The sequence below is a fragment of the Achromobacter denitrificans NBRC 15125 genome (assembly GCF_001571365.1).
In the GTDB taxonomy this organism is placed as follows: domain Bacteria; phylum Pseudomonadota; class Gammaproteobacteria; order Burkholderiales; family Burkholderiaceae_B; genus Achromobacter; species Achromobacter denitrificans.
Genome location: NZ_BCTQ01000051.1, coordinates 15,530 through 37,669 on the forward strand (window position 1 = coordinate 15,530; position 22,140 = coordinate 37,669).

Annotated in this window: 16 protein-coding genes; 5 read left to right on the forward strand and 11 right to left on the reverse strand. The window is 64.7% G+C overall.

What is annotated here, in order from left to right:
• Positions 1 to 398 precede the first annotated feature (398 nt).
• Positions 399 to 761, forward strand: a complete 363-nt coding sequence (locus ADE01S_RS27795) for a hypothetical protein (protein ID WP_062685003.1) — start codon at positions 399 to 401, stop codon at positions 759 to 761.
• A 31-nt stretch (positions 762 to 792) separates the two neighbouring features.
• Here ADE01S_RS27795 and ADE01S_RS27800 read toward each other — a convergent pair whose 3' ends face one another.
• A complete protein-coding gene (locus ADE01S_RS27800) occupies positions 793 to 2,277 on the reverse strand; it encodes an aminotransferase class V-fold PLP-dependent enzyme (protein WP_062685004.1) in 1,485 nt (494 codons plus the stop codon).
• Between the two features lie 110 nt (positions 2,278 to 2,387).
• On the opposite strand from ADE01S_RS27800, the gene ADE01S_RS27805 reads away from it, so the two are divergent.
• The 3 genes from ADE01S_RS27805 (at position 2,388) to ADE01S_RS27815 (ending at position 4,168) form a co-directional block, all read left to right on the forward strand.
• Complete coding sequence (locus ADE01S_RS27805) at positions 2,388 to 2,861, forward strand: Lrp/AsnC family transcriptional regulator (protein WP_087881484.1); 474 nt, start codon at positions 2,388 to 2,390, stop codon at positions 2,859 to 2,861.
• Between the two features lie 82 nt (positions 2,862 to 2,943).
• Complete coding sequence (locus ADE01S_RS27810; RefSeq protein WP_062685006.1) at positions 2,944 to 3,486, forward strand: hypothetical protein; 543 nt, start codon at positions 2,944 to 2,946, stop codon at positions 3,484 to 3,486.
• A gap of 28 nt (positions 3,487 to 3,514) precedes the next feature.
• Positions 3,515 to 4,168: a hypothetical protein gene (locus ADE01S_RS27815; RefSeq protein WP_062685007.1), complete on the forward strand. Its 654-nt coding sequence runs from the start codon at positions 3,515 to 3,517 to the stop codon at positions 4,166 to 4,168.
• A gap of 10 nt (positions 4,169 to 4,178) precedes the next feature.
• Here ADE01S_RS27815 and ADE01S_RS27820 read toward each other — a convergent pair whose 3' ends face one another.
• The 4 genes from ADE01S_RS27820 to ADE01S_RS31685 all read right to left on the reverse strand — a co-directional run bounded on the left by ADE01S_RS27820 (position 4,179) and on the right by ADE01S_RS31685 (position 8,620).
• Entirely contained in the window at positions 4,179 to 5,681 is a 1,503-nt protein-coding gene (locus ADE01S_RS27820; RefSeq protein ID WP_062685008.1) for an energy transducer TonB, read from the reverse strand.
• Positions 5,682 to 5,685: 4 nt separating this feature from the next.
• Positions 5,686 to 7,416, reverse strand: coding sequence for an Hsp70 family protein (locus tag ADE01S_RS27825; RefSeq protein WP_062685009.1), 1,731 nt, complete (start codon positions 7,414 to 7,416; stop codon positions 5,686 to 5,688).
• A gap of 91 nt (positions 7,417 to 7,507) precedes the next feature.
• Complete coding sequence (locus tag ADE01S_RS27830; protein WP_062685010.1) at positions 7,508 to 8,071, reverse strand: hypothetical protein; 564 nt, start codon at positions 8,069 to 8,071, stop codon at positions 7,508 to 7,510.
• A 159-nt stretch (positions 8,072 to 8,230) separates the two neighbouring features.
• Positions 8,231 to 8,620 (reverse strand): hypothetical protein, encoded by a 390-nt coding sequence (locus ADE01S_RS31685; protein WP_125285076.1) that lies wholly within the window; start codon positions 8,618 to 8,620, stop codon positions 8,231 to 8,233.
• A gap of 363 nt (positions 8,621 to 8,983) precedes the next feature.
• Here ADE01S_RS31685 and ADE01S_RS27845 point away from each other — a divergent pair.
• Positions 8,984 to 10,092, forward strand: a protein-coding gene (locus ADE01S_RS27845) for an IS3 family transposase (RefSeq protein ID WP_087881483.1) whose coding sequence is annotated in 2 segments (ribosomal slippage) — positions 8,984 to 9,236 and positions 9,236 to 10,092 — 1,110 coding nt in all. Because the reading frame shifts where the segments join, the coding sequence is not laid out codon by codon here.
• Between the two features lie 11 nt (positions 10,093 to 10,103).
• Here ADE01S_RS27845 and ADE01S_RS32320 read toward each other — a convergent pair.
• The 6 genes from ADE01S_RS32320 to ADE01S_RS27865 all read right to left on the reverse strand — a co-directional run bounded on the left by ADE01S_RS32320 (position 10,104) and on the right by ADE01S_RS27865 (position 22,090).
• The gene (locus tag ADE01S_RS32320; protein ID WP_075873468.1) at positions 10,104 to 10,658 is read right to left on the reverse strand and encodes an REP-associated tyrosine transposase; all 555 of its coding nucleotides are present in this window, start codon (positions 10,656 to 10,658) and stop codon (positions 10,104 to 10,106) included.
• Positions 10,659 to 10,750: 92 nt separating this feature from the next.
• Positions 10,751 to 11,647, reverse strand: a complete 897-nt coding sequence (locus ADE01S_RS31690) for a hypothetical protein (protein WP_125285074.1) — start codon at positions 11,645 to 11,647, stop codon at positions 10,751 to 10,753.
• A 273-nt stretch (positions 11,648 to 11,920) separates the two neighbouring features.
• Complete coding sequence (locus ADE01S_RS27850; protein ID WP_062685013.1) at positions 11,921 to 12,775, reverse strand: IS3 family transposase; 855 nt, start codon at positions 12,773 to 12,775, stop codon at positions 11,921 to 11,923.
• A complete protein-coding gene (locus tag ADE01S_RS27855; RefSeq protein ID WP_062680221.1) occupies positions 12,772 to 13,104 on the reverse strand; it encodes a transposase in 333 nt (110 codons plus the stop codon). Before ADE01S_RS27855 ends, ADE01S_RS27850 begins: the two co-directional genes overlap by 4 nt.
• A 228-nt stretch (positions 13,105 to 13,332) precedes the next feature.
• Complete coding sequence (locus ADE01S_RS27860; RefSeq protein WP_062685014.1) at positions 13,333 to 14,061, reverse strand: hypothetical protein; 729 nt, start codon at positions 14,059 to 14,061, stop codon at positions 13,333 to 13,335.
• Between the two features lie 4 nt (positions 14,062 to 14,065).
• Complete coding sequence (locus ADE01S_RS27865; protein ID WP_218010727.1) at positions 14,066 to 22,090, reverse strand: hemagglutinin repeat-containing protein; 8,025 nt, start codon at positions 22,088 to 22,090, stop codon at positions 14,066 to 14,068.
• Between the last annotated feature and the right edge of the window lie 50 nt (positions 22,091 to 22,140).

Consider the following 22,140-nt stretch of genomic DNA (forward strand, 5'->3'; position numbering starts at 1 on the left):
CACGGTAGGCGAGTTTCGAGCAACCGTAAACTGGATTTCCAGACAGTAGCCCCAAGGCGTCAACCTCGTGCGCAAGCACCCGCGAGTTGGCATGCGACCCACCGCAGCCTGTTCGTAACCTTGTCTCATCGTTTCGGCAACGGCCAGGCCGCGCGGGCCGGGCGTCCAGGAAATCGGCGAAAGCCGTTCCGGAGATTTCTCCCGATGCCAACATGACAACCACGTCCTCATGCTCAGGGATTCGAGGGCAGACCGCAGGTTTCGTCGAGGATCTCATCGTGAATGGCTATGGCGAATTCAGGATCGAGCAACTATCCGCCACGTCTACACGGAGGAGGAGCCAGGCTGGCAGCAGTTATGATGCAGACCGTCCTGTCCGCAACGCCAAGGTTTTACGCATGCCCGCCTTTTCCCGCCGTCTCCTCGCCGTCCTGCTCGTTTCCGCCGCCGCCAGCGCGCCCGCGGCCGCCGGCGATTGCGTGGCCGACATCGAGACGGGGCGGGAGAATCTTGCGCGCGCGCAGGACGCGCAGCGCACGCGCGAGCTGGCGAATGACCTGCAACTGGACCGCGCGCTGTGCCAGGGCCGGCTGGACCTGCTGGATGCGCGCTTCGCGCTGGCCGACGAGTTCGAGGCCTGCCGCCGCGACGGCGTGGCGTTTCCGGAAAAGGTCGCGCGCGCCATGACCGGCGCGTCCGACGAGCTGACGGACCTGAAAGCCGCCTGGATCAGGACCTGCGGCCCGCACATGAAGGATTGAGCGGGCCCGCCCGCGGGCGGGCCCCGCCGCGTCAGGCCGCCTGCTTATCGGCGCTTTGCGGATAGAAGATGGCCCGGCTGGGATCGAAGCCGTAGCGAGGTTCGAACTCGGTGGCGTCGGCGGCCAGCGCCAGCACGGAATCCAGGATGAAGTCGGCCTTGGCGTCCGGCAGCAGCACACTGAAATTCAGCCGGATGAAGCCGGGCTTCTCGATTTCGCGGCCGTCCAGGATGGCCTGGCGCATCTGGCTGGATTCGGCCTCGCCGATCGCGAGCAGGCGATGGACGTAGGGCCCGGCGCAAGCGCAGCCGCCGCGCGCCTGGATGCCGAAGCGGTCGCTCAGCATGCGGGTCACCAATTGCTGATGCACGAAGCCGCCCTTGCCGTTGCGCACCCGGAACGAAAAGATCGGCAGGCGCTCGGCCGTGAGCGAGCCCAGCAGTTCGAGCTGCGGCGCGCCTTGCCAGCGGGCCAGCGCGCGCCGCACGAAATGGGCGTTGCGCTCGCGCATGAAGTCGGCGCCCAGCGCCTCTTTCACGAGCAGGGCCAGCGCGGCGCGGATGTCTCCGACGACATTGGGCGTGCCGGCTTCCTCGCGGGCTTCCAGGCTGCCGCTGTAATCATGGCCGGCGGGCGACACGAATTTGACGGTGCCGCCGCCCGGCCAGGTGGGCTTGGTGTCCAGCACCGCATCGCGGCGCACGATCAGCACGCCCGACGCGCCCGGCCCGCCGATGAACTTGTGCGGCGAGAACACGATGGCGTCGATGCAGGCGTCGGCCGCCGGCGACATGCGCACCGGCAGGTAGGGCGCGCCGCCGGCATAGTCCCACAGCATTTTCGCGCCCGCGGCCTTGACCCGGCGAGTGATGCCCGCCACGTCCGCCACGATACCTGTCACGTTGGACGCGGCGGACAGCGCGCAGACGACCAGCGCGTCGCCGGCGCCGGCCAGGGCCGCGTCCAGCTGGGCCAGGTCGGGGCCGCCCTGGGCGTCTTCCGCCAATTCGATGAGCTCCGCGCCGCACTCGCGCCAGGGCAGGATGTTGGAATGATGCTCGTAGGGGCCGATGATGACGCGCACCTTCCGGCCGGCCGCCAGCGCCGCCGGCACGCCGAACAGGTGCACCAGGCGGTTGATCCCGGCGGTGGCGCCCGAGCCGGCGAAGATCACGGCGTGCTCGTCTCCCGCGCCGCAACAGCGGGCGATCGCGGCGCGCGCTTCGCGGCGCAGCCGGGTGATGTAGCCGCCGCAGAAGGACGCCTCGGTATGCGAGTTGGCGTAATACGGCAGCACCTGCTCCAGCACGAAACGCTCCACCTGCATCAGGGCCCGCCCCGAGGCGACGTAGTCCGCGTAGACGAGCGGCTTGGCGCCGTAGGGCCCGTCGACCACCGCGTCCTTGCCGATCAGCCCGTCGGCCAGCGCCGCGACGGTATCCCCCGATCCGAGGCTGGCTTCGAATTGCTGCAATGGCCGGGCGGGGGCCTGGCTGGCTTGGGAAGAGGCGTTCATGGGGCTGCGATGTTCCGGTTGATGTCGAAATATCATACGATGGATGCATTGGCGAAACATCACCTAAATTTTGCTTAAAATACTCAAAAACGGGTCATTTGATCGAACAAATGGAAAAAATAGATAAACTCGATCTAAGCATCATCTCGTGCCTGCTGAAAGACGGTTCGCTGTCGCAGCGGGAACTGGCGGATCGCGTCGGCCTGTCGCAGAACGCGTGCTGGCGCCGGCTGCAGCGCTTGAACGCCTGCGGGATCCTGCGCGGCACGCGGGCCGAGGTGAATTTGGTGGAGCTGGGCCTGGACCTGACCGTATTCGTGATGATCCGCACCAGCCATCACGCCAAGGAGTGGGCCGACGGTTTCCGGCGCCACGTCGAGCGGCTGCCCGAGGTGACGGAGTTCTACCGCATCGGCGGCGATTGGGATTACCTGATCAAGGTGGCCTGCCGGGGAATGGCCGGGTACGACCGCTTCTACCAGAAGCTGATCACCGATTTCGAGCTGTCCACCGTGACCGGCTTCTTCAGCATGGAAGCCATCATCGAAAACCGGCCGCCGGACCTGCGGCAGCTGGACGTCTGACGCCTTGCCGAGCCCCGCGTCGTTTTAGTTTCTCCCGCCGCTGCCGTTCTATAGGGCTATACGGTCAACAACGGAGAATCTGATGCATGCCCGCCTGAATGCCCCCCTTCGCCTGCTCGCTGCCGCCCTGACGACGAGCGTGCTGCTGGGAGCCGGCGCGAACGCGCTCGCGCAATCCGCGAACTACAAGAACTCGCGCGAATATCAAGACGCCTACGCTTGCGGCAAGGAATCCCTGGAAAGCGACCCCAGCGGCAATTCCGCGGTGTCGTTCTGCGTCGGCAATTCGCGCGACCCGTCCAAGATCGAGATGCAGGCCTACAAGGACGCCGCCACCGCCGCCAGGCGCGGCCCGGCCGCCGCGCAAAGCCCCGCCTGCACCTTCGGCTACGGCGTCTACCAGGCCAACGGCTCGCGCGCCGACAACTTCGAGGAAGGCCCCCAAAAGGTCACGACGATGAAGCAGGTGGCGCTGCTGGCGTCCGGCCGCGAAATCCAGGTCTTCGATGCCCAGGGCAAGTCCATTCCCCTGAACATCCTGCAGCAGTGGTTCAAGAGCACCGCCAAGGGGATCAGCCTGACGCCGCTGGCGCTGAAGACCTGCTCCAAGAAGCAGATCGGCTAGGGCCTGTTGACACTAAAAGGAGCCTCGCATGCGGAAGTCTTTATTCACTGGCAGGACCACGCGCCTGGGAGGCGCGATCCTTGCGCTGGCCATCCTCGCGGGATGCACGACGGCGGGGCAGACGTCGAGAGCGTATTCGATCGCCGAGGTCAACCCGGCGAAGGGAATCGTCGTCGGCACGATCTTCGAGCGCGCCGTCTTCATCCCGCATGGCGCCTATTTCTACATCACGTCCTTCGACGACAAGCGGATCATGCTGGAGAGCGGCGGAGGCGGCGGCAAGCCGTCCATCGTCAACAAGCCGCCCCAGGTGCCCAAGGGCGTGGGCAGCACCTTCGCCTTGCAGCTACCTCCGGGCAAGTACCGCGTCACCCGCTGGGCGCTGGATTACGGCCGGCGCATCAAGGTGTCGGAAGACTATAAGCAGCCCGTCGAATTCGACGTGATTGCCGGGCAGGTGACGTACGTGGGGCGATTCGACGCCAACCGCTTCCTGGAAATCGCGTCGATTCGCGACAACTACGCCGAAGACCTGCCGGTCTTGAAGCTGAAGCACCCTACCCTGGAATCCGCGGAAATCGTCAATCGATCGATGCGCATCCAGGGATGGTGGCTGCCCGACGCCACCGGCAAGGACATCCTCCAACGCGCCGGCCGCGGCGAGACCTGCGACCAATGCTAGCGCGCCGCCGTCACGGCGCCGCAAGCCGGTAGTCGAAGACGAGCACGGCCTGGCCCGGGACGGCGTTGCCGTCCTGCATGGCCGGCATCATGCGCACGCTGCCCGCGGTATCGACGGCCGCCTGGTCCAGGGCGGCGTGGCCCGATGAAAACAGCACCACCTGGCGCCGGACCTTGCCCTCGGCGTCCAGCATCACACGCACCCAGACCATGCCCTTGATCCCGCGCACCCGCGCGCCCTGGGGGTAGTGCAGGCCGGGCTGCTCGGTGATGATCAGCGTCTTGGGCATGGCCGTGGGCCACGGTTCCGGCACCGTGTGGTGGAACTCCGGCGTGCGGCAGCCCAACGGGCGCGACAGCGTGGTGACCGGCGCGCAGGGATTGGCATCGGCGGCCGCGCGCTGCGCCTGCAGCGTCACCACGCCGTCGACCAGCGACGCCCGGGGCGGCGGTTCTTTCTTGTAGGTGGTGCCGTCGCGGGCATCCTGATACATGAAGACCAGCCCCAGCACGCAGACCGCCGTGAGCGCGACTTTCACCCGGTTGACGGACAGCCACAGCAGCCAGTCCCGGGCGCGAACGAAGCGCCGGGTAGCCTGACGCCAGCTGGCGATACGCTGCTGCCCCAGATCCAGCACCGCCAGATCGGGCGCATGCCGCAGCAGCAGCTCGAAATTCTGCCCATGCCACAGGGCCTGCGCCACATTGGGCGCGGGCCGCCGGCGCGCCAGCATCAGCGCGGCGTCCAGGCGCGCGCGCAGCGGCGGCGGCAAATGGCTGTACCGCTCGCTCTGGTCCAGCATCGCCAGCACCCAGCCCGACAGCGCCGGGTCTTGCGGAATGGGCGCGCCCAGGCCGCTCCAGTCGAACACGCGGCGGGCGGTATTGAACAGGGCGAGACGGCCATCGGGGTGCTCGCGCAGGGCCTGCGCCAGGCTGCGGGCCAGCTCGTCGCGGGCGTCCAGCTGGCCCAGCCGCTCGTCGGCCAGGGCGCTGGCCAGCGCCTGGGCAAGCGCTTCGTCGGGCGTCTGCATGAGCCGGCGCGTCCAGTGGGCCACGCCCTCGTCCAGGTCGGCGCGCGACGGCGGCACCGGCCGCGCCGCGCGGTCCGCGTCCGCATCGTATCGATCTTGCGATGCCGGATCGTCCTGCCATTGCGACGCTGGAGATGCTTGCTGCGCTTGCGGCTCCCGCGACCAGGCCGGTTCCGGCCGCGCCCTCTCCTGCTCCGCTTCGAGGCCCGGGGCAGGCGTGGCGTCGCGTGCCGCCTCGAAGGGCGCGTCCGGCGCGGCGGGCGCCGCCGGCGGGAAGGCGTCGGCTTCAGCCTCGGCGGGCGCGTCCGCCTGGTACTCGGCCCAGGCGCGCGCGCGCTCGTAGGCGCCGCGCAGCGCGGCGAAGCCATCCGGATCGGCGGCCTGGTCTATGCGCTTGAGCGCCGCCGCATATGCCCGGCGGATGGCCTTCTGATCGGCGGTGGGCGCAATGCCCAAGGCAGCGAAACTCGACGCGAACAAGGACCTACTCCCCGTCCGACGGATCGAAGCCCGGAGCGAACACGGCGGCCCGCTCCAGGATGTCCACCACGCGCCGCAGCCGCTCGCGGCCGCGCGCGACCGCGCGTTCTTCCTGTGTCGCCAATGCCTGCTCGAACAGCAGGATTTCACCGGCCAGCGCCTCGCGGTCGCCGCCGCGCGTCATCTGGTAGACGCGTTCGGCCTGCGCAAGCAGCACCCGGTTCATCGCGTGCTCGCGCGGATGGATCTTCAGTTGGGCCAATTCCGCCAGGCGGCGCTGGATATCCGCGTCGCTCATCCGGGCGCCGCCGCCCTGGATCACCGTTCGCCGCGTGGCGCCGCCACTCTGCAGCATCGCCTCCACCTCCAGCAGACCGTTCACGTCGTAGGTGAAGCGCACGTCGAACGCGCATTCTTCGCGCGGGCGCCGCGGCAGCGGCACGCGGAGGGTGCCCAGCAGGATGTTGTCGCGCACCAGGCGCGACTCGCCCTGGTAGATTTCCAGCTCCACCTCGTCCTGGCCGTCCCGCATGGGGAAATAGGTTTCCTGACGGCTGACGGGCACGATGGTATTGCGCTCGATGATGGGGGAAAACTGCCCCGGCAGCTGCTGCCCTGCGCCCATGGTGCGAACCGTGCTGATCCCGAGCGTATAGGGGCACACGTCGGTCATGACGACCTCTTCCAGGGCCTGGTCCTTCATCTTCAGGCCCGCCATCACCGCGGCGCCGGCGGCCACGACCTGGTCGGGGTCCATCTCCGCGTTGGGAAAGCGGCCGAACATGCGCGTGACCAGCTGGCGCACCAGCGGCATGCGCGTCGCGCCGCCCGCCAGCACCACCGTCGCGATATCCGCGCTCTTGATGTTGGCATCCCGCAGCGAACGCTCCACCGGCATGCGCAGGCGCGCCAGCAACGGCGCGCTCAGTTGCGCAAGCAGGTCCTGGCTCAGCGCCAGGGCATATTCCCGGTCTTGCCAGCGCACCGCCACGCTGGCTTCCGGCTGAGCCGACAATTGCCGCTTGGCGCTCTCGGCCTGGGCCAACAGCTGCTGCATGAAGCGCGAGTCCTCGCGCGCCGCGGCCGGAAGCGCATGGGTATCGAAGAACTTCTGGACGATCTCATTGACGAAGTCCTCGCCGCCCAGGAAGTTATCTCCCGCGGTGGCGCGCACTTCCATCACGCCTTCGAACAGTTCCAGCACCGACACATCGAAGGTGCCGCCGCCCAGGTCGAAGACCAGGAACTGGGTTTCATCCTCGCTTTGGTGCAGGCCGTAGGCCAGGGCCGCGGCGGTGGGCTCGTTGACCAGGCGCTCTACCTTCAGGCCGGCCAGCTCGCCGGCGTCCCGCGTGGCCTTGCGCTGCGTATCGGAAAAGTAGGCCGGCACGCTGATCACGGCCTCGGTGACGGCCTGCCCCAACACCGCCTCGGCGTCCGCCTTCAGCGCGCGCAGCACCAGCGAAGACAGCTCTTCGGCCCGGAACGCCTTGCCGCCCAAGGTGAAAGACTTGTCGCTGCCCATGTGCCGCTTGAACAGCGCGGCCGTGCGCTCCGGATGCGTCTGCAGCCGTTCGCGGGCGGCCTCGCCCACCAGCACGCTACCGTCTTCGTCCAGGCTCACGCAGGACGGCGTCAGGTAGTTTCCCAAGGGATTGGGCACCAGGCGCGGCTTGCCATCCTGCCACAGCGCCACCAGGCTGTTCGTCGTGCCCAGGTCGATACCGATAATCATGCGAACGGTTCCATTCCTATTCCGATAACGCGGGCGGCCCAAGCCGGCGCGGAACACCCTCCGGACGGCGGCCGCGCTTTCCCGGGCCGACTCAGGAGTTTCCGCCCATCGGGAGCGGCGTCCTGTCGACCTTGACGTTCTTGCATACCTCGGCCTTCATCAGAGGCGCGGGCTTCGTGCGCACCGCGCCATCCACCACGACAAGCTCGCGCAAAATCGTATGCGGATGGTGGTAGAGCGTTTCGTAGTCTTTTCCGGGCTCCAGCACCGCGCGGATCGCGTGGCCGTACACCGGGCTGTGCATGGACACGCCTATCGAATTGGGGTGGCTCCAACCGCCGCCCCGCGAATAAATGTCGATCGGGATCCCCGCCATGACGACGTACTCGGAGTAGTACTTATCGTCGGTGTTGGGCATGGGCATGCCGATCACCGTATTGCTGATTCCTCGAACCAGGGGATCGTTGGCTTCAAAGCTGTACGAACGCGAGGGATCGTCGCAATTATGGTTCAGGGTAATCCGCATTTTCGGGCCGAAATAAACCCGCAGCCGGGCGCTGGCCGCCGGATCGTATTCTTTAGGCAGATAGGGACTCTTGGGCGCGCATCCCGAAACAAGAATGGCCAGGCCGATCAACGCCATCGTCGTCTTCATACCCCGCATGCTCTTCATCTCCCGCCCTTCGACACAGTGCATCCATCCACGTTCGGCGGCCCCGAACCCCGATGCGATCTTCCGCAGCCGGGCCTCGGGCGGCCAGCCCCAAACGTCCTGTATTGATTACGGCTGGAAGGGGAAAAACTTGAGAAGCGCTTACCGGTCCCGTTCCCACGGATTTTTCCAATCCGCAGCGGCCGCCGAAGCTCTCCGTCGCGACGCCGATGCGTCCCGGGCGGGCGGCCGGCCGGCCAAACGCAAGCCGCAAAAAACTCCCACTGCGACCAGCACGGTACTCAGAAGAAAGCGTTGCCGCGGATCCAGGTAAATGCCCAGCCCGGCCATGATGAATTTCAGCAGCGCCCAGCTGAGGCCGAAGCCCGCCGCCGCCCCGATACCGGACAGCATCCGGGCATCCACCCAAAACGCGGCGCGACGATAGGCTTCCGGATCCTTGCCGCTTACATGATCCAGCGGAGAAGCGCAGGCCGCGCAACGCGTCGCAACCGGCGAATTCTGGGTGTGGCAGTTTTTACAGAGAGTCATCGTGTTGGGTTTGCATGGACGAAAGTCGTCGGGGCGTAGACCTACGGCAAATGCGGCCTGCTGCGCTTCAGGGCGGCTTCCCCGCGGGAGACGCCAGAGTCAGACTGCATTTTTGCGGGGCGCCCCCGCCCTCTGGACGAAACCTGCCTCTGCAATGCGGCCTCCAAATGGCTGCAATACTCCTCCGTGGCGAGCGGATTGCCGGACTGCGCCGCGTGCCGGATACGCTCCAACTCTTCAGCGGCGACCGCGGACTCCACATAGCTTCGGTAGGCAGCGCGCCTGATCTGCTGTCGAAATCCTGGACAGAAATGAGTGTTAGTGTTTTAGGGCAAGTTTCCCAGCGAGAACGGGAGGTGTGCCATGAAACGCAAGCAATATTCGGTCGAGCAGATCGTTGCGGCGCTCAAACAGGCAGAGTTGGGCATGCCGGTGGCCGATCTGGTGCGTCAGCTTGGCGTATCCGAGCAGACGTATTACCGGTGGAAGCGCCTTTACGCGGGCCTGGAGTCGAACCAGGTTCGCGAACTCAAGCAACTGCAAGATGAGAATGCTCGGCTCAAGAAGCTCGTCGCCGAACTCAGCCTGGATAAGGTGATTTTGCAGGAGATCGCCATAAAAAAATGGCCGCGCCCGCGGTGAAGAGGCAAGCAGTGACCTACATCCAGGATCACTACGGCCTTTGCACACAGCGGGCGTGCAGGTTGGTCAAACAGGCACGCAGCACGCATTACTACCGCAGCGTTAAGGATCCGCAAACGGCGCTTCGGCAGCGCATGCGTGAGATCGCTCAGACGCGGATCCGCTATGGCTATCGGCGCATTCACGTCCTCCTGCGCCGGGAAGGCTGGCAGGTCAGCCGCAATCGAGTCTATCGACTCTATGCCGATGAGCAATTGCAGTTGCGTAGCAAGCTGCCCAGGCGGCGCAAGATGGCGGTGGCGCGCCGTGAACGGTGCGTACCGAGGCGGCCGGATGAAGTGTGGAGCCTGGACTTTGTCGCGGACCAATTGGCTAATGGGGCGCGCCTACGGGTGCTGACCATCGTGGACGTCTTCACCCGAGAAGCCCTTGCCACGGAGGTCGGGCAACGTTTGCGCGCCGAAGACGTCGTCGGCGTGTTGAACCGATTGGTCGCCCAGCGGCAGGTGCCGCGCTTTCTCTTTGCCGACAACGGCAGCGAGTTCTCCGGGCGGCTATTGGATATGTGGGCCTATCACTACAAGGTGCAGATCGACTTCAGCCGGCCGGGCAAACCGACCGACAACAGCTTCATTGAAACCTTCAATGGATCGTTCAGGGACGAATGCCTGAACTTGCATTGGTTCGAATCATTAGCAGAAGCCAAACGAGAGATCGAGGCTTGGCGCCAGGACTACAATGAAACTCGGCCTCACATGGCCCTGAACGATTTAACACCGGGCGAATTTGCCCGGAAATACAGCCTCCGACAGCAAGCCGGAGGCTCATGACGGCCCGATCACTAACATCGACGCTGTCCAAGAAACCCAAGCGGATCACGCCGATCCGAATCCGACGCCCCCATAGCCTGATAAACGGGGTGCAGCGCCAACACACCCATGTCGCTTATTCCCATGCGAGATCGATAGCTGGACCAGGGATAATCCTCGGCCCGAGCCACCATCCGGGCTCGCACCGGATTGAGTTCGATATAGCGGCAGCATGCCAGCAAGTAGGTTTCCGTCTGCACCACGCTGGACTTGTATCGGCTTTCCCATAGCGTTCCGGAACGTCGGCAGCGCTGATTCCATCGCCGGGTAGCCCGTCTTCCGGTTTCCTGCATGACTCGTCCTATTGCCTTTGTTTCTTCCGACGGCGTCAACATCAGATGCACGTGGTTAGTCATAAGGCAGTAAGCATGGACTTGCACACCCAACTCCATCGTTTTCTCACGCAAATCCGACAGATAGGACTGATAGTCCTCAGGCTCCGCAAATATTGCCTGCCGACTGTGTCCGCGTTGCACAATGTGATGTGGAGTATGCGCGACCACCAGTCGCGCCAGCCTTGGAGCCATGCCAGTTCCGCGTTAGAAATTGACCGACTTCAGATTAGCAGCTTAAAGAAGCCCGTCGGCGTAGAGAGGGATGGAAAAGTCACCGACTTGGGCTATCCCCGCGGGGAACCCGCGACATACCCCTCACTACAGATATCCAGCGGATAGTTAGGCCGACCATGCCATCCTCGCCTCCCATAGCCTACGCTTTGAACCCGAGCGACTCTCAGCGATTCGGCGACGCTTTTCTTCACGTCAACGGCGCAGAATTCTTGCAGCGTGCCGCTCGTATCCTGGCTTGAGTTGGCCCGTAATGCCTGCTCAAACTTGTCGCTGTTGTCCACCGAGTCTGATCCATCCGTACCTTCAAAGTCTGTGGTGAAGTACAGATCGTAGAAGCCACTCGCGCTCGGGCCCGGCATCCTGAACTCTAGATAAGGCTCGTGCCAATTGCCGCAGTTGATGCAGCCGGTCGCCATGTGCAGTTCTGGAGAGCCCGTGATCGCGTCGATCATGTGCCCCAACGATACGGCTCCGGGCGGAGGCATAGGTTTTTCAATGTCGAACATTTCTACCCATGAGAAGGGGCAAGCGGCCGACAAAGGATAGGAGAAATATGCTGCCACGTCTTGGGCATAGTGAACGGTCAGCGGACAGTCTTGTATTGAGTATTTCCACCCTGACGCGCTGCGAGCAGTAGACACTCCCACCTTACTGTCGACCAGGTCCTTCGTCGATCCCAGGATGCTTCGAATGGCTTGCTCGGCAGTCCAACACGGTGGCGACTTGCATACTGACTGCATCATCGACTCCACGTGGCTGACGGACTTCTGTAACCGCCCAGAGTCTTCGCTCGATTGGATTTCCGAATAAATGGAAAACAAGAGGCCTGCAACACCAAGAATGGCAAACAGGCCAGTGGCGAACGGATGCTTGCCACAGAACTCGATGACTGACACAACCGAGTTCTTGGCGCGTGCGAGACTGCGGCGTGCGTTTTCAGTTGCCATGGCGCCCTTCCTCACCAATCGAGCGACGTTCGATAGCGTCGAGGCCGACTGCGCTTTGTACTCAGCCTCTTGAGTAAACGCAGCCATCTTCGCCGCTTGTCGTTTCCTCGGCAAGTTCTTGCGCGCTGAGCCCTAGTGTCCGGTCCCGGTCACTCGGACGAGCCGCCGCATGCAGGCACCTGACGAAGCGCTCGCGCTGGCGCTGGCCAGCAAATAAAGGTGTCAAAATAAAGGTGTCAGACTGGACTAACCCGGATTTTCCGGACAGTTTGGTTAAGGCACAGAGGCCTCGACCTGAGCAGGGGTTCGATAGCCTAGCCCCTGATGGATTCGCTGGCGGTTGTAGAAGACCTCGATGTAGTTGAAGATCGCCAGCCGTGCGTGCTCTCGGCTATGAAAGACTTGGTGATGCGTTAATTCGTTCTTGAGGTTACTGAAGAAACTCTCTGCCACGGCATTATCGTAAGGATCGCCTTTGGCGCTCATGCTGATAGTAATGCCGTTGCCTGTCAGCATTGCGCGATATTCGGCAGAACTGTATTGAGCGCCCCGATCGCTGTGGTGCATTAGCCCCGGCTGTGGCTTGCGTCTGGTCATCGCCATTAACAGTGCCTGGATGACCAGACTTCGGTCCCGCTTTTCGGACATGCTCCAACCGACTACTGAGCGCGAGTAAAGATCCAGCAATACCGCGAGATACAGCCAGCCGGTTCGCGTCGACACAACCGTAATATCGCCGACCCAGACTTTGTTCGGACAGTGCACCGTAAACCGTCGCTCCAGACGGTTGGGTGCCGGCCCGAGGAGGGAGTGTTTCTCCAGTCTGCGGAACCGCTGCTTACGCAGTGCCTCGATGCCGGCCTGGCGCCGCAGGCGCGCTACACGATGCTTGCCGCACACCACACCGTTGGCATTGAGCACGCGCCATGTCTTCTGGGCTCCGTACGCCTGCCGATACGCTCGATGCGTATGCTCTATCGCCGCCAGCAGCTTCACGTCTTCCTGCTGCCTTGCGGACGGCTCGCGACGTTGCCACTCGTAGTAACCGCTGCGGCTGACCTGTAAAGCCCGGCATAGCCGAGCGACCCGGAACTGCTGCTGATGAGCCTGCACAAAGGCGTACCTCACGGCAGTTCCCGCGCAAAGTACGCTGCCGCTTTTTTTAAGATGTCGCGCTCTTCGGTGACTTCGGCAAGCTGGCGCTTGAGACGTTGGATCTCGGTCTGCTCGTCGGTACGCGTCTTGCCTTTACCGGGAAACGAGACGTCTGGCCCATGGGTCGCCAGCTCTTTCTTCCATCGGTAGATGATCGAACGCTTCACGCCCAACATCAATGCCAACTGGGTGCCGTTGATCTTGCCTTCCTCCAACTGCCGCACCGCCTCGATCTTGAACTCCCGGCTATGGTGCTGGCGCTTGGTATCGCTCGGTTCGACTTCGGGTTTGGATTTATCCATGGGACACCTCCTTCAAGTATTGTCTACTTCTTCGGGTGTCCGGAAAACCCGGGTTAGCTCAGACTACATTTTCTCGCCGGTCATAGAGCACGGCCAGCAGGAAAACGTAGTCTGACACCTTATTTTCCATCAGGGGCTAGGCTATCGAACCCCTGCTCAGGTCGAGGCCTCTGTGCCTTAACCAAACTGTCCGGAAAATCCGGGTTAGTCCAGTCTGACACCTTATTTTCATGCCAAGAAAAACCCTTCTGGGAACAAGCTCTTGAGCTCGACTCGGCGCTGGGCAAATAGTTGAAAGTCGGCAACAATGTCCTGAATATCGTTCGTGACTCTCACCAAATACCCGTCGCCAATCTTTTCAATCGGAAAGCCAGCACTGGCAATCCGATCCGCATCAACCTTCTCGGCGAATTCATCGCCGTAAAACATAGCCCAACCGGAATCCGGCACTTCCGGCTTTAACGCTGCCTTAAATGAGCCGATTTGAAAGCTGTTGTGTACCTCATGTGGTCCAAGCTCTGGCTCAGTAAAGTAATGCAGCATACCAAGCTGCGGGGGGAATATTTCACTCCAAGTCTTAAATAATTGATACCAATCAATCTTGTCACTAAACACCGAATTTAGGCGCGCGCTACCCGGAACGATCTTGTTTCTGATATTACGAAACGTATGAATCACATTCCCCGAAGACTTTACAGACCGTTTTCTTCTCCAAGCAAAATCAAGAAAAAAATCTGAGAGACTGCCATTGGCCCTTATACTTGCCTTCTCAGCCCAGAACAATTCAGCTTGAGCCCCTCCCTCAAATGGCTCCTTCACTTTGTCCACATTGTGCGACACGAATTCAGGAGAAAGAAGGCCCTCATTTGAATATAAAGACTCAAGCAAGCGGCTGCCAACGTCCCAATCGACAGTTTCAATATTGGTTCTTATTGATATCTGAATGTATGGCTTCATAGAATTAGAATTTCGTCAATTCACCCGTTGACGGGTCGTATCGGTAAATACCACCGCCGGTTCCTTCGATCTGCGTCCTCAACTCTGCGGATACATTGGTCGTTCTAGGGCTGACAACAAGATTCAAAGGTTGTTCTGTTTCACCAGCATGTTGAATCTGAGCCCGCAACTGGTTCGACATTGAGAGGTTCTGGACGTTCTTAACCTCCAGCATCCCGCCAACGGATTTCCCCCACATATCCGGGATCGTTGTCACCGAAATACCGTTAACCGAGACGGTCACCGGTATGTTGTTCTTCACACCACCAACATGCTCGAACGCCGCCACCACCTGCTTCTCAAACTCAATGCCATTTTGCCGGTTCAGGGTAATTTGAGGGACCGGCGGGGCTTTCCCGGATGATCCAGCCCCTATTGCAGCATTTCCAGATTTTGTTGAACCAACTGCCCCAACCGCCGCCGCCGCACCTGCCGCACCGGCCTTCGCTATCTCATCCCACACAAGCTGCTTGGTTTCATCACCTCCCATCACAATCAAGTTCTTGATTGCAGCGTTGCGATCCGCTTCAAGCAGCACCGGCGCGTGGATCTTTAGAATGGCCAACTCCTCCTGCTCGGAGGCACTGAGACTACCCTCGGTCCGCAGCTTTTCTTCCAAATCCCCAACGCGGCTCGCATACTGCGCGAGCAACACAGTTGCTTCTTCGATTTTTTTTCGGCATGCGTCAGGAGTCACACAATCCTTCAACTCCTGCCGCTTCCCGTCGTCGATCTTCTTGTATTTCCTTGCAACCTCCAGTTCGCATACCCTATCACGGTTGCACAGCGCCATTTCCTCGATTCGCGCTTGGTGTTCCGGTACGCTCAAGGCGTTGTTTTCCGTTTCGTTAATGGCGGCGAAAGCGGCGTCCACCACGCTAGTGCCAGCAGCTAACGCAATACCGGCTACAAGAGACTCCACGAGGTTACGACGAGCCTCCTTCTCCTCTGGATCCAACTTCTTTTGATCGCTGCTCAGCAAGGCATTGATTACCGAACCGGCACCGGCACCCAAAGCACCTGCCGAACAATTCCCTCCTTTGCCCGCCGCGCCCGCGCAACCCACGATTGCGTGCATGGCGGCTCGCGCTGCCTCGGCTTCGGCGCCATCTCCGAGGTTCGCGGTGATGCGCTTGACTTCCGATGCCGCCAGTCCTTGCAGGTAGTTGATGGCAGCGGCTTGAACCATGTCGCCCATGGCGCCGGTCACGTTGCCAGTTATCGCTGCGGATATGGCCGTCAGCCATCGGCGCATTTCTCCGCCTGGTTCCCAGACTTTTGCTTCTTCGAACGCCAGCTTCAATTGGTCTCGGCGCGGGCCGGGTGGTTCATTCTCCAGGGCCTGCTCAAGCTCCCTCGCCTCTTTCGCCCGATTCGCCAGGAATTGGCCGGCTTGCAGTTGAAATTCCGACGCAATCTCAAACCCCGCCTCAATCTTCTCCTTGTCAAAGATCGGCTTCAGGGCGTTCAAGGTATCCGACGTGTCCCGGTTCAGCGACGCGATCGTCTCGGCGGCCGTCTTGCCGGTCAGCGCCAGTTGCCCGGCCTCATCCCGGATGACGATGGTCCCGCCGCTGATCGCGCTTTGCGTGGTGGAGCTGCTACTGCCGCTTGCCGCGACGACTGCCGGCATCCCCATCCCGAATCCGCTGCTGCCGGTCGATATCGATGAGCCGTGGTCCTTGCTCGCGCCCCCGGCGACTCCGTCCTTGTTCGTGCCCAGGCCCGAATCGCCCGCCTTGCCCCCGCCGAAGCCGAACCCGCCGCCTATCGACACCTGGCCGCCGCTGTATTTGGCGCTGTTCTTGATGTCCTCGGTTACCAGGGTGCCGGTGATCAGCTTGTTCAGGCCGTCGGCCACCGCCTTGTCGCTGCTGGCGATGACGCTGCCGATCAGGGCGGTGTTGTTCTTGACGTCGATCAGGAAGCCGCCGTCGCCCGCCCACAGGCCCGTCTGCTCGGTGACGGACTTGAAGTCGCTGTTCATCTTGCCGGCGCCGACGTTGGCCCATGCGCTGCTCGACCCCACGCAGTACGGCGGGACGCAAAGGCTCACCCCGAAACCCGCGCTCTTGTTCTTGGAGTCGTACTTGCTGGTGTCCTGCAAGCTTTCCAATAGCAGGTTGCCGCCCACCGACGCGATGATCTGTTCGGCGCGACCGGTTGCGCCCTTGAGCGTGGTGTCGCCGCCCGACTGGATCGCGAGCACGTTGCCGGCCGTAATGTGGCTGTTGGTCCAGCTTTCGTCGCGGCCATTGGCATTGCCGCGTCCGACCGAGGCGCCCAGCTCCAGCGTGAACCCGTTCTGCTTGCCACCGGTGGAGTAGCCGATGCCGATGCTGGCGCTGCTGCTCTTGCTGTCCGTCTTCTGTTCGAAGGCGTTGCGCGCCGCCTGCAGCAGGATATCGCCTTCGGCCTTGAGCACGACATTGTTGCCGGCCGACAGGTTCGAGCCGGTGACGGTGATGTCCGAGTCTTTCCCGGCACCCTGGGCCACGATGGTCAGGTCGCGGCCGGCGGCAACCGTCGAGCCGAAGGCGTTCGACGCGTTGCGGTCGGTCGTGCTGCTGCTCTTGCTGGTGCCCAGGCTGAGCTTGATGCTCACCCCGCCGAGCTTGTCAATCTCGTTGGACGATCCGGGCTCGATGACTTCCTTGGCGGCCGCCGCCTTGGCGGACGCCTGGACCGCGTCGTAGGCGTTGACGGCCGCCAGGCCGGTGGTTACGCCCGCCAGCCCCTTCATGACGGCGTTGTCGGTCTTGCCCGCCGCGTCGGCCATGCGCGCGCCGGTCTGCACGGCGCTGACAATGGGGTTGCTGGCCGTGAGGGTCAGCCCGGTCTGCTTGATCTCGTGGAATTCCTTTTCTTGCGTGGTATCCAGCGCCGCGCCGATATTGACTTCCTTGCCGATCAACGTGATGTCGCCCTGGCGCGCGATGACGTTGCTGCCCATGATGTTCAGGGCGCGGCCGGCATTGATGAGGACATCGCCTTCCACGCTGCCGACCGTGCTGGCGTTGTGGAAGACCTTCTTGCCTTCGAGCGAGTCCGTCTGCTTGCTGGTGCCGTAGCTCATCCCGCCCATCGCGCCGAAGCCGGACTTCTTGACCATTTTGTAGTCATAGCTGTCTTCGGCGTTCTGGCCGGGGAGGATATTGACATCGCGGTCGGCGGACATCACCAGATCGCGCTGGGCGCCGACGTTGGAGCCCGCGACGGTCAGGTCGCGTCCGGCCATCAGCACGGCCGTGTCGCCGGTGAAGGTCGTGGCGAGGGACTGTTCCCAGTCGCGGGAGGTAATGGTGTGCGTCGTTTTCGACGACAGGAACCCCTTGGTCTTGTAGCGGGTTTCGTCGTAGGCGGAGCCGGTCTCCACGCCGGCGGTCAGGTTGATGTCGCGCCCCGCGCCCACCGCCAATTGCTTGCCTGCCGTGACGTCCGCGGCGCGCGCGTTGACGTCCTGGCCGGCGATCAGCGTGAGGTTTCCTTCCGCGGCGATGGACGAGCCGATTTCCGTGCTGGTGCTCAGGTCGTGCCGGTTGTTCTTGTTACGGACGATGGATTCGCCGTGGCTTTCCTCAAGGGTGGCCAGGGTGAGGTCCCGGCCGGCCTGCAGGCGCGCATTGTCCTTGACGGTGACTTGCGCCGCGGTCAGGGTCAGGTCGCGGCCGGCCTGCATGTTGAGGTTGCCGGCATCCACGCGGGATACGCCGGAGACGTACGAACCCCAGGTCGCGCCGTGGTTCTCGGAAGCCGAGGTGGAGGTCAGCGCGATGTCGCGGCCGGCCGACAGGGAGACGTTGTCTCCCTTGATCAGCGACACGAGATTGGTGAGGTCCTCGCGCGCGGCGAGGTCGACGGTGGCGCCCTGGATCAGGCCGCCTGCCTGGTTGACGATGTTGGCGGCGGTCATGACGACGGCGTCGCGCGCGCCGACGGTGCCGCTGTTGGCGATGTCGCCGTCGGCGGCGAGCTTGACGCTGCGGCCCGCCATCAGCGTGCCGTCGCCCTTCAGGTCGTCTTCGCGCACCAGCAGGTACACCTGGGGCACCAGCACCGTCTCGGTGGTGCCGTCGGGCAGCGTGACGGTCTGCTCGACCAGCCAGACCAGGTCGGTGTCCAGCAGGCGCTGCTGGGCCTCGGTGAGCGCGACGCCGAGCTGGATGCCATTGTTGCGCGCGAACTGCGCGCCTGCCGCGAGCAGGGCTTTGTATTGGCCGTCGTTGTCGGCGTAGCCTTCCAGGAAGCGCTGGCCGGTGGTGGCCAGGATCTGGTCGGCGACGAGCTTCTGTTCGTAGAAGCCGTCACCCAGCCGCCTGGGCTGGCCGGACGGCGTGAGGAATTTCGCGCCGGCGGGGATCAGGGCGTTCAGTCCGCCCGGGCGGCCGCCCAGGCCCGCGTTGACGGAGCCGGAAGCGCCGGCATTGCCGACGGGCGCGCCCGGCTGTTGCAGCAGGTCGAACAGGTAGTCGCTGGAGACGGTGGGGCGATTGCCGACGAAGCGCGGGTCGGTGGCGACGATGTAAGGCGCATCGGGCCGGCCGTTGACGGCGAAGAGCTGGCTGTCCGGGATGGCGGCCGGGTTGGAGACGGTGCGGACCACGTCGCCGCCGGGCAGGCCAAGGCTGGCGACCAGCACGGGGCCGGGCGCGCTGCCGCCGCTGGCGCCGGGCGCGCCGCCGCTGAGGGACACGGACGTGTAGCCGCCGGACGTGCCCACCGGCAGTTCGATGGGCTGCGCGGCGAGCGTGGCGGTGTATGGAGTGGAGGTTTCCTTGCGGTCGCCGGAGCGCGCCTGGGTGTAGGTGGCCGTTCCCACGCGCGTCACGACGCGCTCGCCGCCCGCGCCGATGTTGTGGATGGCGGGGCCGGATACGTTCAGGGCGCCGCCCGCGGCGATCTGGCTCTTGTCGTTGGTGACGGCGCCGGTCAAGGTCATGGCGCCGCCGGACAGGATCTTGGCGGGGTCGGACGAGACGGTGCGGGTTTCAGAGACGGTTTCTTCGACCTGGTAGTAGGTGAAGGTGCCGACCAGCCGGCTGTCGAAGTCGGCGTTGAAGGCGCGGATGCGGCTGTCCAGCTCCAGGTGCGACGCCTTGTACGCCGCATAGGCGTCTTCGTAGGCCTGGCGGCGGGCGGCTTCGGCGGCGCAGGCCTCTTTGCCGAAGCATTCCCGCTGCGGCGGCACCCAGACCGGCATGGGACCGGGCGGCGCCGTCACGCCAAAGACCGCCCAAATGCGGGAATCGGAGGGGTAAAAGAACGTCTCCGGGTCCGTCCGGCAATCGGCGCCGCCCTCGCCGCCCGTACACACGAATATTTCGGGGGTGTACGTGACGGGAATTGGCGCAGTTTCGCCCGCCCGGCCTTTCTTGCTGGGCACGTAATCGAACGGGGGGCCGTAACGCGACGCGGGATACGTGGTGGACGGCAGCAGGAACCGGCGCTCCGGGTCGTCGTCCAGCCAGGCGGGCACCTTGCCGCACAACGCCGTGACCTGGTCGCAGAACCAGTTGGTTTCCATGTCGTACATGTCGGTCGTGCCCGCCGGGGTCACGTACAACTTGGGGACGGTCCGCACGGGCACCGTCTGGCTGACGAAGTTGGTGTTGACGTTCTGCAGCGTGGCGGCCGAGATGGCGGCGTTGCCCGCGGCCTCGATGGTGGCGGAGGCGTTCAGCAGCGACACGGCCTGGCCGATGGCCTTGCGGTTGGCGTCCAGGGCGCCGCCGATGCGCAGGTCGGCGCCGGCGTAGATCAGCGCGTGCTCGCGGTTGACGAGCGAGCCCGCGCCCAGGTCCAGATCGCCGCGGGACGCGATGACGGCGCCGCCGCCGGCGCCCGCGCCGTTCACGATTTCGCCGGCGCGAATCGAGATGGCGTTGCCGTAGATGCGGCCGAAGTTGTCGAGGCGGCCGGCGTTGATGTTGGTCGAGGCGCCGTCGATCAGGCCGGCGTTGGTCAGCCCGTGGGCGACGTTGAGGGTGTTGTTGCGGCCGGCCAGCAGTTCGCCGGTGGCGCGGTTGTTCAGCGAGTCGGCCGTGACGCTCAGGTCGCGCCCGGCGCTCACGCTGGCGCTGTTGTCCATGGCGCCGCCCACGGACAGGGTCAGGTCGCGGCCGGCGGCGATGTTGCCGGTCTGGTTGAGCGAGCCCGCGTAGGTGAAGGACAGGTCTTGCGCGGAATGCAGCGTGCCCAGGCCTTGCAGTGCATCGACGTTGACGGCGAGGCGTTCGCCCGCGAGCAGCTGGCCCTGGGCGTTCTTCAGCAGAGCGGCCCGCACCGTGGCGTTGCGCTGGGCGGCGACTTCTCCGCCGGCGTTGTCCAGTTCCCCGGTGGTGAGCGTCAGGTCCTGGCCGGCGCCGACGGAGCCGCCCTGGTTGTTCACCCGGTCGGCCATGATGGCGACGAGCTTGCCCAGCACGCCCTTCGCGGGCGCGCCGGGGGCCGCCAGCGTGGCGCTGTTGTCCAGGGCGGCGGCGTTGAGGGTGAGGGATTCGTCGGCCTGGATCAGGCCGCCCCGGTTGTCCACCGCGCCGGTCGCGGCGATCGCCACGTCCGCGCCGGCCAGGATGCCGGCGGCGTTGCCGACCCGCCCCGCCTCGATCCGCAGGCCGCCGGCGGCGGCGATCAGCCCGGCGGCGTTGTCGAACTCACCGCCCAGTTTCAGCGCGGCGTCGCCGGCCGAGGTGAGCTTGCCGCCCTGGTTGCGCAGGTTGGCGGCGGCGATGTCCAGGGCGCCGCCGTGCACGACGGCATTGCGCGTGGCGATATCGCCCGGCGAAGCGAGCGCAAGCTTGCCGACGGCGGACAGGTTGCCGCCGGACAGGTCCATGCCGGCGGCGGCAAGCGACAAGTCCTTGCCGGCCGCGCTGATGCCAGGGTGCGTAATGAAGGCCGCGGTGAGTTTGACGCTGCCCGGCAGGCTGAGGGCGCCGTCGTCGCCGACGCCGGCGATGAGGCGGCCGGCATTGCCGAGCGCGCCGAGCGCGGTGGCGTTCACGTCGCCGCCCGCCAACACCGAACCCGTGTTGTCCAGCGTGGATCCCGCCCGCAAGCTGGCGGCGCCCGACGCGGACAGGATGCCCGCGTTGCGCAAGGCGGCGCCCGCCTGGAGGTCGAGGGCCCCGGCGGCCTGGAGGCGGCCGTCGGCCGTGGCCGTGAGGTTGCGGTTGGCGTTGACGACGAGGTTGCCCGCCTGGGTGGCGGCGATGCCGCCCAGCGTGGCGTCCGTGCCCGCGCGCAGCGTCATGCCCTGCCCCGCAGCCGCGGAGCCCATGGCTTGCAGCGCCGCGCCCGCGGTGGCGGCGAGCGTTCCGCCCGCCTGCTGGCTGGATGCGGCGCCCAGCGCCAGATTGCCGCGCAGCGTGTCCAGCGTCAGGTCGCCCTGCAAGGCGGCCACCGTGCCGTCTATGACCATGCCGTCGCCGGCGCTCAGCGCCTGGGAGGCGCCCGCCAGCATGCGGCCCTGGGCCAGCAGCGTGTCTTGCGCGCCGGCGGTGAGCGCGCCGGCGGCCTGCGCCAGGCCTGCCGCGCCCACGGCCACGTTGCGGCCCGTCAGCGTGAGGTTTGCGTCGGTGGCGGCCGTGCCGTCCACGCGCGCATCGCGCGCCGCGTCCAGCGCCATGTCCCGCACGGAAGCCAGCGCGCCGGCGGCGGTCAGGTCCCGCAGCGCCCGCGCCGTCAGCGTTCCCGCGGCCTGCGCCTGCCCGCCTTGCTTCACGGTCAGGTCGCGCGCGCGCAGCTCCACATTGCCGGCGGACGTGTCGCCCAGCGCGGCGGCCGTGCCGCCCAGGCGGGCGTCGCCCGCCGCCGCCAGCGTCAGGCCGCCGCCCGCGACGATGACGCCGTCGGAGTCCAGGTCGCCGCCCGATTGCGCGGCCAGGCCATGCGAGGCCTGCATGCGGCCGGCCGCGCCCACGCGCAGTTGCCCGCCGGCGTCGGCGGCCAGGTTGCCGGCCAGCGCGGCCACCGTGCCGTCGATGCCCATGTGGCGCGTCGCGGACAGGCTGGCGGGCGTGCCCGCCGTGACGACGCCCG